9 protein-coding genes are annotated in these 9,492 nt (G+C 74.0%); 3 read left to right on the top strand and 6 right to left on the bottom strand.

The window, feature by feature from the left end; all coding sequences use genetic code 11:
• Positions 1-996, bottom strand: a complete 996-nt coding sequence (deoC, locus tag ABT112_RS19230) for a deoxyribose-phosphate aldolase (RefSeq protein WP_351511082.1) — start codon at positions 994-996, stop codon at positions 1-3.
• Positions 997-1,217: 221 nt separating this feature from the next.
• Here deoC and ABT112_RS19235 point away from each other — a divergent pair, with 221 nt between their 5' ends.
• Positions 1,218-1,868 (top strand): PH domain-containing protein, encoded by a 651-nt coding sequence (locus ABT112_RS19235; RefSeq protein ID WP_351511084.1) that lies wholly within the window; start codon positions 1,218-1,220, stop codon positions 1,866-1,868.
• 321 nt (positions 1,869-2,189) lie between these two features.
• Here the strand turns inward: ABT112_RS19235 and ABT112_RS19240 are convergent, their stop codons facing one another.
• The 3 genes from ABT112_RS19240 to ABT112_RS19250 form a co-directional block, all read right to left on the bottom strand.
• Complete coding sequence (locus ABT112_RS19240) at positions 2,190-3,905, bottom strand: phospho-sugar mutase (RefSeq protein ID WP_351511086.1); 1,716 nt, start codon at positions 3,903-3,905, stop codon at positions 2,190-2,192.
• A 282-nt stretch (positions 3,906-4,187) separates the two neighbouring features.
• A complete protein-coding gene (locus tag ABT112_RS19245; protein ID WP_351511088.1) occupies positions 4,188-5,003 on the bottom strand; it encodes a purine-nucleoside phosphorylase in 816 nt (271 codons plus the stop codon).
• A gap of 179 nt (positions 5,004-5,182) precedes the next feature.
• Positions 5,183-5,620 (bottom strand): gamma-glutamylcyclotransferase family protein, encoded by a 438-nt coding sequence (locus ABT112_RS19250; RefSeq protein ID WP_351511090.1) that lies wholly within the window; start codon positions 5,618-5,620, stop codon positions 5,183-5,185.
• A gap of 207 nt (positions 5,621-5,827) precedes the next feature.
• Here ABT112_RS19250 and ABT112_RS19255 point away from each other — a divergent pair, with 207 nt between their 5' ends.
• Both ABT112_RS19255 and ABT112_RS19260 read left to right on the top strand, forming a co-directional pair.
• Entirely contained in the window at positions 5,828-7,276 is a 1,449-nt protein-coding gene (locus tag ABT112_RS19255) for an NAD(P)H-quinone dehydrogenase (RefSeq protein WP_351511091.1), read from the top strand.
• Between the two features lie 127 nt (positions 7,277-7,403).
• Entirely contained in the window at positions 7,404-8,411 is a 1,008-nt protein-coding gene (locus ABT112_RS19260) for a DeoR/GlpR family DNA-binding transcription regulator (protein WP_351511093.1), read from the top strand.
• Between the two features lie 129 nt (positions 8,412-8,540).
• Here the strand turns inward: ABT112_RS19260 and ABT112_RS19265 are convergent, their stop codons facing one another.
• Both ABT112_RS19265 and ABT112_RS19270 read right to left on the bottom strand, forming a co-directional pair.
• Positions 8,541-9,131, bottom strand: a complete 591-nt coding sequence (locus ABT112_RS19265) for a TetR/AcrR family transcriptional regulator (protein WP_351511095.1) — start codon at positions 9,129-9,131, stop codon at positions 8,541-8,543.
• Between the two features lie 181 nt (positions 9,132-9,312).
• The coding region (locus tag ABT112_RS19270; protein ID WP_351505485.1) for an acyl-CoA carboxylase biotin carboxyl carrier protein subunit at positions 9,313-9,492 on the bottom strand (180 nt) is incomplete at its 5' end.

Here is a 9,492-nt window from a genome sequence, read left to right on the forward strand (position 1 = left end):
TCAGTCCACCGTCACGTAGTCGGGACCGGAGTAACGCCCGGTGCTCAGCTTCTGGCGCTGCATCAGCAGGTCGTTGAGGAGGCTGGAGGCGCCGAAGCGGAACCAGTCCGCCGTCAGCCACTCCTCGCCCAGCGTCTCGTTGACCATGACCAGGTACTTGATCGCGTCCTTGGTCGTGCGGATGCCGCCGGCGGGCTTCACTCCCACTTGTACACCCACGGCGTCGCGGAAGTCGCGGACGGCCTCCAGCATGAGGAGGGTGACCGGGGGAGTGGCGTTCACCGCGACCTTGCCGGTGGAGGTCTTGATGAAGTCCGCGCCGGCGAGCATCGCCAGCCAGGAGGCGCGCCGCACGTTGTCGTACGTCTGGAGCTCGCCGGTCTCGAAGATCACCTTGAGGTGGGCGGCGGTGCCGTCCGGCCGCGCGCAGGCCTCCTTGACCTGCTGGATCTCCTGGAAGACGTCCAGGTACCGGCCGGAGAGGAAGGCTCCCCGGTCGATCACCATGTCGATCTCGTCGGCACCGGCGGCGACCGCGTCCCGGGTGTCGGCGAGCTTGACCGGCAGCGCGGCCCGGCCCGCCGGGAACGCCGTGGCCACGGAGGCGACATGGATGCCGGACCCGGCCAGCGCGTCCTTGGCGGTGGCCACCATGTCGGGGTAGACGCAGATGGCGGCGACCTTCGGGACGGAGCGGTCCGTCGGGTCGGGGTGGACGCCCTTCGCGCAGAGCGCCCGGACCTTGCCCGGGGTGTCCGCGCCTTCCAGCGTCGTCAGGTCGATCATCGAGATCGCCAGGTCGATGGCGTACGCCTTCGCCGTGGTCTTGATCGAGCGGGTGCCGAGCATCGCGGCGCGGGCCTGCAGACCGACCGCGTCGACACCCGGGAGGCCGTGCAGGAAGCGGCGCAGTGCGGCGTCCGAGGCGGTCACGTCCGCCATCGACGCCAGGCGCTCCGCGGCTTCACTGCCGTATGCGGGAACAGTGGTGGGCATGGTCACCACCCGAGCATATCTACGCGCGTAGCAACTGTCACCCCCCGAACTCTTCTTCCGCCGGGACGGGCTCCCCCGGACGGCCCCGCGGACCCCGGTGGATGTGCGTGCCGCCGGGGCCCGGGAACGGGCCCGGAGCGCGGGTGACGGCGCCGGGAACGCCGGTATTCGATGCCGGAACGCAATGTCCGGCATCCGGACGATCGGGCAGAATCGGGCCCATGACGAGCCCCGACAACTCCTCCGCACCCCGGCCCGCGTCGCAGCAGGGATTCGCCGACCGCGTCTACCGTTCGCCGTCCGCGCTGGTCGGCGGCGTGCTGCTGCTCGTGCTCGCCCTGTGGTTCGGCGGGGACGCGGTGATCCGCGGGGAGGGGCGCACCCCCTGGCTGGCGCTGGCCGGGCTGCTGCTCGTCGTACCGCTGGTGGTGGCCTTCACCCTGCGCCCGGCGGTGTTCGCCGGCGCCGACCGGCTCCGGGTGCGCAACCCCTTCCGGACCATCACGCTGCCCTGGGCCTCGGTCGAGGGGGTGCGGGCCGGCTACTCCAGCGAGGTCTTCGCGGGCGGCCGTACCTACCAGCTGTGGGCGATCCCCGTGTCGCTGCGGGCCCGCAAGACCGCGGCGCGCCGGGCCGCCCGCGCCGCCTCCGAGGACCCGTACGGCCGGACCTCCGGCACCGCCGACGTCTCCGACACCGCGGCCCGCCGCGCCCCGTCCGACCAGGCGGTGGACGACCTGCGGGAGTTGGCGGAGCGCAACGCGGCCAACGAGTCGGCACAGGGCGAGCCCCAGGTGCGCTGGGCCCTAGAGGTCATCGTCCCGAGCCTGGTCGGGGCGGTCCTGACGGCGGGTCTGTTCGTCATCGGCTGAGGCCCGCGCTGTCGTCCGCCGGTGCTCGCGCCGTCACCCACGGACGCCCGTGCCGGTCCGTTGCTCGCTCCTTGACGCCGCGCCGTCACCCACTGACGCTCGCGCCGGTCCGTTTCCCGCTCCCCGGCGCCGGTCCGTCCCTCCATTGACGCTCGCGCCGGTCCGTTCCTCGCTCCCCGGTGCCGGGCCGTCATCCGCCGACGGGCGTCGAGCCGTTGTCGCGGAGCGGAGGGGAAACGCGGAGGGCCCCCGGGTGATCCCACCCGAGGGCCCTCGCGCGGGCCCGGCGGCCCGTACGTCGATGCGCGGTGCGCGCGGGCGTCAGATGCCCGCTGCGGCCGCCAGATCCGCCTTCAGCGCGTCCAGCACCGCCGAGGCCGTCGCCCGGCCGCGGTCGAGGTCCGCGGCGGAGGCGACCGGCACCACGACCTCCAGGTAGCACTTGAGCTTGGGCTCGGTGCCGCTCGGGCGGACCACGACCCGCGCGGCCTCCACACCGCGCGCGTCGTCCCCGGCGAGCCGGTAGCGCAGGCCGTCGGTCGGCGGCAGCCGGTCGGTGCCCCGGGTCAGGTCCTCGGCGGAGTCCACCGTGAGCCCGGCGAGCGCGGCCGGCGGCTGTTCGCGCAGCCGGGTCATCGCCGCGGCGATCAGCGTCAGGTCCTCGACCCGCACCGAGAGCTGGTCGGTGGCGTGCAGCCCGTACTCGACGGCGAGGTCGTCCAGCAGGCCGGTGAGCGTCCGCCCCTGCTGCCCCAGGCCGGCCGCCAGCTCGGCGACGAGCAGGGCGGCGGTGATGCCGTCCTTGTCCCGGACGCCGGCCGGGTCGACGCAGTAGCCCAGCGCCTCCTCGTAGGCGTAGCGCAGGCCGTCGGCCCGGGCCAGCCACTTGAAGCCGGTGAGCGTCTCGTCGTAGGAGACCTCGGCCCCGGCCCGGTCGGCGATCCGGGCCAGCAGCGAGGACGACACGATCGTGGTCGCGAAGGTGCCCCGGGCGCCGGTGTCGGCGAGGTGCCGGGCCAGCAGGGCGCCGACCTCGTCGCCGCGCAGCATCCGCCAGCCGGACTCGGCCGCCGGGTCGGGGACGGCGACGGCGCAGCGGTCGGCGTCCGGGTCGTTGGCGATGACGATGTCCGGCCGGGCGGCGCGGGCGGTGGCGAAGGCGAGGTCCATCGCCCCCGGCTCCTCCGGGTTGGGGAACGCGACCGTCGGGAACGCCGGGTCCGGCTCGGCCTGTTCGGCGACGACGGTCGGGTCCGGGAAGCCGGCCCGGGCGAAGGCGGCGGCGAAGGTGGACCGGCCGACCCCGTGCAGCGGCGTGTAGACGACCCGGACGTCCCGCGGGCCGCCGGGGGAGAGGACGGCGTCGGTCCGGGCGAGGTAGGCCTGGACGATCTCGTCGCCGAGGGTCTCCCAGCCGGAGTCCGGGCGGGGGATCGCGTCCAGGCCGCCGAGGGCGGCGATCTCGGCGGCGATCTCCGCGTCGGCGGGCGGCACGATCTGCGAGCCGTCGCCCAGGTAGACCTTGTAGCCGTTGTCCCGCGGCGGGTTGTGGCTGGCGGTGACGGTGACGCCGGCGACCGCGCCGAGGTGCCGGACCGCGAAGGCGAGGACGGGCGTGGGCAGCGGCTCCGGCAGGAGCACGGCGCGCAGTCCGGCACCGGTCATCACGGCGGCGGTGTCGCGGGCGAAGTCGATGCTCTTGTAGCGGGCGTCGTAGCCGATGACGACCGGTCCGCCGGTCTGCCCCTGCTTCTTCAGGTGGGCCGCCAGGCCGGCTGCGGCCCGGATGACGACCGCGCGGTTCATCCGCATCGGGCCCGCGCCGAGCTCGCCGCGCAGTCCGGCGGTGCCGAACTGGAGCATCCCGGCGAAGCGTTCGGTGATCTCCGCGAGCTGCGGGCTCTCGGCGCCGTTCTCGACGTCCGCCGGGTCCATGGCGTCGAGCAGTGCGCTCAGCTCCGTGCGGGTCTCCGGGTCGGGGTCCTCGGCCAGCCAGGTACGGGCCTGGCGGAGGAGTTCCGCTGTGTCGCGTGCCACGTGATGCTCCTGTGTCCGGTACGGGGCCCGGTCGCCGCGGCGCCGCTGCGCGGGAGGCGGCGGCACCGGTGGATCACGGGCACGGAAGGGATACCCGGCGCGGCGGCGGTGTCACCGGGCCGCTTGCGTGCCGGGGCGGGCCCGGGCGGACCGGGCTCGGGAGTTGAGGGGTCCTTCTCCGCCGGGCCGTCCGGGGCGCGCCGGCGGGCCGCCGTGGGGCGGCCCGCCGGGTGAGCGCCTCGTCGTGCCCGGTCACGGGTACCCGGCCGGGGCCGGGATCTCTCAGATCCGGCCGAGGACCTGGGCCAGCAGGCTGCCCATGCGCGCCGCCGAGTCGCGGCCCGCCTGCAGCACCTCTTCGTGGTTGAGCGGCTCGCCGGTCATGCCCGCGGCGAGGTTGGTGACCAGGGAGATGCCCAGGACCTCGGCGCCGGCCTCGCGGGCGGCGATGGCCTCCAGGACGGTGGACATGCCCACCAGGTCGCCGCCGATCACCCGGATCATGTTGATCTCGGCCGGGGTCTCGTAGTGCGGGCCGGGGAGCTGGACGTACACGCCCTCTTCGAGGGTGTCGTCGATCTCCTTGCACAGCGCGCGCAGCCGCGGCGAGTACAGGTCGGTGAGGTCGACGAAGTTGGCGCCGGCGATCGGGGAGGTGGCCGTGAGGTTGATGTGGTCGCTGATGAGGACCGGCTGGCCCGGGCGCATGCCGGGGCGCAGGCCGCCGCAGCCGTTGGTCAGCACGACGGTCTTGCAGCCGGCGGCGACGGCGGTGCGCACGCCGTGCGCCACGGCGGCGACCCCGCGGCCCTCGTAGTAGTGGGTGCGGCCGAGGAAGACCAGCGCGCGCTTGTCGCCGATGGCGTACGAGCGGACGGTGCCGGCGTGCCCCGCGACGGCCGGCGGCGGGAAGCCGGGCAGCTCGGTGACCGGGAACTCGAACTCGGGCGCTCCGAGGGCGTCGGCGGCGGGGACCCAGCCGGAGCCCATGACGAGTGCGACGTCGTGGCTCTCGGCACCGGTCAGCTCGCGCAGGCGGGCGGCGGCGGCGTCGGCGTCGGGCGCGCCGCGGTGGTCCGAAGGAAGAGAAGCGTTCACGGCACGAGCGTAGCCTGTCTTCGCCTACGCGCGTAGACGCCGTCCGGATACCGTCCGGATACCGGTCGTGTGCCGGGTCGGGCACCGCCGCGTCGCCGCTGCTCAGGTGGGGGAGGACCGTTGCTCCCGACGGGGGCGACGGCCGCTCCCGATCGGGGTGAACGGGGGGCGCGCGGCGGTCAGCAGGGGCGCTTGCGGAGCTCCATCACATAGTCGTGCGGGGCGCCCGCCGACTCGGCGGCGTCGGCGATCTCGCCGAGGTAGCGGGCCGAGGGCAGTCCGCCCTCGTAGCCGTTGAGGACGTAGACCCAGGCGGCCTCGTCCCCGTCGAGGGTGTGGACCCGCACCCGCATCCGCCGGTAGATGTCGAGCCCGACGCCCTCCCAGCGGTCCATGGAGTCCTCGTCCATGGGGGCGATGTCGTACAGCGCGACGAAGACCTGGGACCGCGGGGCCTCGACGATCGTGGCCAGCGCGCCCTCCCAGCCCATCTGCTCGCCTCCGAAGGTGAGCCGCCAGTCGGAGATCCAGCCCGTACCGCGCAGCGGCGAGTGCGGAGCGCGGCGGGACATCAGCCGCGCGTCGAGGTTGCCGGCGTACGCGGCGTAGAGCGACATGAGTCGAGGGTACGGGAGACGTGCCGGAGATCCCCGGGAGTGCTTCAGGGGCCCTTGCGCTGCCCGCCCGGGGCGCGCGGCCCGGCACCGCACCCCGCCGCGTTGCACGCCACCGGACCACGCGACCTCATCGGGCGCTCACCGTGCAAGGGCCCCTCGGAGTCACCCGGGCCCCCGGGAGAGAGGCGCGGGCGGCGGTGCGGGACAATGGAGCACGTGACTCGGATCGTGATCATCGGTGGCGGACCCGGCGGCTATGAGGCGGCGCTCGTGGCCGCCCAGCTCGGCGCGGAGGTGACCGTCGTCGACTCCGACGGTCTGGGCGGGGCGTCGGTGCTCACCGACTGCGTGCCGTCGAAGACGTTGATCGCCACCGCCGAGGTCATGACGACCTTCGACTCCTCCTACGAGGAGCTGGGGATCATCGTCGCCGACGACACGCCCCACATCGAGCAGGCGGCCCGGGTGGTCGGCGTCGACCTGGGCAAGGTCAACCGCCGGGTGAAGCGCCTCGCGCTCGCCCAGTCCCACGACATCACCGCCTCGGTCACCCGGGCCGGCGGCCGGGTCATGCGCGGCCGCGGCCGGCTCCAGCCCCACCAGGCCCCCGACGGCTCGCGCCGGGTCACCGTGACCGCCGCGGACGGCTCCAGCGAGGAACTCGTCGCGGACGCGGTCCTGGTGGCGACCGGCGGGCACCCCCGGGAGATCCCGGACGCGCAGCCCGACGGCGAGCGCATCCTCAATTGGACCCAGGTCTACGACCTCACCGAGCTCCCCGAGGAGCTGATCGTGGTCGGCTCCGGTGTCACCGGTGCCGAGTTCGCGGGCGCCTACCAGGCGCTGGGCTCCGAGGTGACGCTGGTCTCCTCGCGCGACCGGGTGCTGCCGGGCGAGGACCCGGACGCCGCGGCCGTGCTGGAGGACGTCTTCCGGCGCCGCGGGATGAACGTCATGGCCCGCTCCCGCGCCCAGTCCGCCAAGCGGGTGGGGGACCGGGTCGAGGTCACCCTCGCCGACGGCCGGGTCATCACCGGCTCGCACTGCCTGATGGCGGTCGGCGCGATCCCCAACACCGCGGACATGGGCCTGGAGGAGGCCGGGGTCCGGCTGAAGGACTCCGGTCACATCTGGACCGACCGGGTGTCGCGGACGACCGCTCCGGCCGTCTACGCGGCCGGTGACTGCACGGGTGTGTTCGCGCTGGCCTCGGTCGCCGCGATGCAGGGCCGGATCGCGATGTACCACTTCCTGGGCGACGCGGTCGCGCCGCTGGACCTGAAGACCGTCTCGGCGAACGTCTTCACCGACCCCGAGATCGCCACCGTGGGCTACAGCCAGGCGGACCTGGACAACGGGCTGATCGACGCCCGGGTCGTCAAGCTGCCGCTGCTGCGCAACCCGCGGGCGAAGATGCAGGGCATCCGGGACGGCTTCGTGAAGATCTTCTGCCGCCCCGGCACGGGCATCGTGGTCGGCGGTGTCGTGGTCGCCCCGAAGGCGAGCGAACTCATCCATCCGATTTCGATCGCGGTCGACAACAACCTGACCGTCGAACAGATCGCCAAGGCCTTCACCGTGTACCCGTCCCTGTCGGGCTCGATCGCCGAGGTGGCACGGCAGCTGCACACCCGGAAGGCTCCGCGCGAGGTGTAGGCCGTACGGGTGCCGTCTGCGGCGGGCGTTGCCCCGTATACCACTTGCGGCACCCCTGTGCGAACAACTTCGGTAATTCGGCGCATACTGCTGAAAGCAGACGGTCGCTGGGGTTACTGTCAGTTTCGTGTTCGCTGCAGAACGTCGCCAATTGATCCTCGAAATGGTGCGAGCGAACGGAGCGGTGTCGCTCCGGGAACTCGCCCGCGTCGTCCAGACCTCCGAAGTGACCGTACGGCGGGACGTACGGGCGCTGGAGGCCGAAGGACTCCTCGACCGCCGGCACGGCGGTGCGGTGCTGCCGGGAGGGCTCACCAGGGAGTCCGGCTTCCCGCAGAAATCCCATCTAGCGACCGCGGAGAAGACGGCCATCGCCGATCTCGCGGCCGGTCTCGTCGAGGAGGGCGAGGCGATCGTCGTCGGAGCCGGTACGACGACACAGGAGCTGGCCCGCCGGCTCGCCCGCGTCCCGGGGCTGACCGTCGTCACCAACTCGCTGCTCGTCGCGCAGGCGTTGGCCCATGCCAACCGGGTCGAAGTGGTGATGACCGGCGGCACCCTCCGCGGCTCCAACTACGCGCTGGTCGGCAGCGGGGCGGAGCAGTCCCTCCAGGGGCTGCGGGTCTCCCGGGCCTTCCTCTCCGGCAGCGGGCTGACCGCCGAGCGCGGCCTGTCCACCTCCAACATGCTGTCGGCCAGCGTCGACCGGGCGCTCGTCCAGGCCGCGGCCGAGGTCGTGGTCCTCGCGGACCACACCAAGCTGGGCACCGACACCATGTTCCAGACGGTGCCGACGGATGTCATCACCCGGCTGGTGACGGACGAGCCCCCGCTGCACGACGACCGCGCCGCCACCGAACTGCAGGCCCTCGCCGACCAGGGCGTGCAGGTCGCGGTGGCCGGTACGGGGCCGGGGCCGTCCGGAGCGGGGGCCGAGGGAAACGGCCCGCCGGGCCGCAGGCCCCGCCGGATGGCGCCCTCCGCTCCGAAGGAGGAACTGCCGCTGCCGGGCCAGCGGCGCAACCACCCGCCGGGGCCGGGCGGGCCCCAGCTGCGCGGTGGCGGCGCCCTGTCGGACCAGCAGACCGCGGTGGCGAACGGCCGCATCGCCGACCTGTCGCCGCGCCGCCGCTGACGCCGGTCCGACGCTGACACCGGTCCGAAGCTGATGCCGCGTTGCCGCTGACGCCGGTCCGGCGAGGACGCCGCGCCGGCGGCCGGGCCCGGGCCTGGCCGCCGGACCGGCCGCAGGCGAGCCGACGGCTCAATCCTGCGCCGGCCGCAGCCCGGTGAAGGTCAGGCCGAGCAGCCGGTCCGCCAGGTCCGGGTCGTCGGGGGTCGCCTCGACGGCCAGGGCGATCGCGTTCGTCAGCTGCAACAGATCGGCGATGTCGACGTCGTCCCGCACCGAGCCCGCTCGCTGGGCCCGGGCCAGCAGCGCGCTGCCCGCCTCGCGCATCGGCACCCGGCACCGCGCCAGCGCCGAGGCCTTGTCCTGGGCGGCGCCCATCAGCGCCCGGGCCAGCCCCCGGTAGGTGCCCGCGTGGTCGATGACGGCCCGCAGCCAGTCGATCAGCGCCGCACAGGGCTGGTCCGCGTCCAGCAACTCCCGTGACCGGGCCAGCAGTGCGTCGAGTTCACCCTGAAAGACGGCACCCATCAGGGCGAAGCGGTTGGGGAAGTGGCGGTAGAGGGTGCCGATGCCCACGCCCGCGCGCCGGGCGATGTCCTCCAGCGAGGCGTCCGTGCCGTGTTCGGTGAAGGCCGAGCGCGCCTCGGCCAGCAGCCGGTCGTAGTTGCGCCGGGCGTCGGCGCGCATCGGCCGCACCGGGTCCTGCGCCGCTTCGGTCGCCATCGCCCGTCCTCCGTGCTCCTCGGTGCCGCCCGGCCGCGGTCCGGGGGAGTCCAGCATGCCACCCGGCGCCCGGCGCGTTCCGGTGCGCCCCGGGCGGGGCCGGAACGCGGTGCGCCCCCGGACAGCAGCGGACCCCCGGCACCGGGTGCCGGGGGTCCGCTGACGTGCTGCGTGCGGGTCGTCAGTCCTTGATGTCGCAGATGACGGCGCCGGCGGAGATGGAGGCGCCGACTTCGGCGGTCAGTCCCTTGACGGTGCCCGTGCGGTGGGCGTTGAGGGGCTGTTCCATCTTCATCGCCTCCAGGACGACGACCAGGTCGCCTTCCTGGACCTCCTGGCCGTCCTCGACGGCGACCTTGAC

The sequence above is a fragment of the Streptomyces sp. NPDC002055 genome, from assembly GCF_040296705.1.
Taxonomy (GTDB): Bacteria; Actinomycetota; Actinomycetes; order Streptomycetales; family Streptomycetaceae; genus Streptomyces.

Excerpts from the sequence above, each read along its gene's own strand:
- deoC (WP_351511082.1), bottom strand. The coding sequence starts at position 996 with ATGCCCACCACTGTTCCCGCATACGGCAGTGAAGCCGCGGAGCGCCTG.
- ABT112_RS19235 (WP_351511084.1), top strand. The coding sequence starts at position 1,218 with ATGACGAGCCCCGACAACTCCTCCGCACCCCGGCCCGCGTCGCAGCAG.
- ABT112_RS19250 (WP_351511090.1), bottom strand. The coding sequence starts at position 5,620 with ATGTCGCTCTACGCCGCGTACGCCGGCAACCTCGACGCGCGGCTGATG.
- ABT112_RS19255 (WP_351511091.1), top strand. The coding sequence starts at position 5,828 with ATGGAGCACGTGACTCGGATCGTGATCATCGGTGGCGGACCCGGCGGC.
- ABT112_RS19265 (WP_351511095.1), bottom strand. The coding sequence starts at position 9,131 with ATGGCGACCGAAGCGGCGCAGGACCCGGTGCGGCCGATGCGCGCCGAC.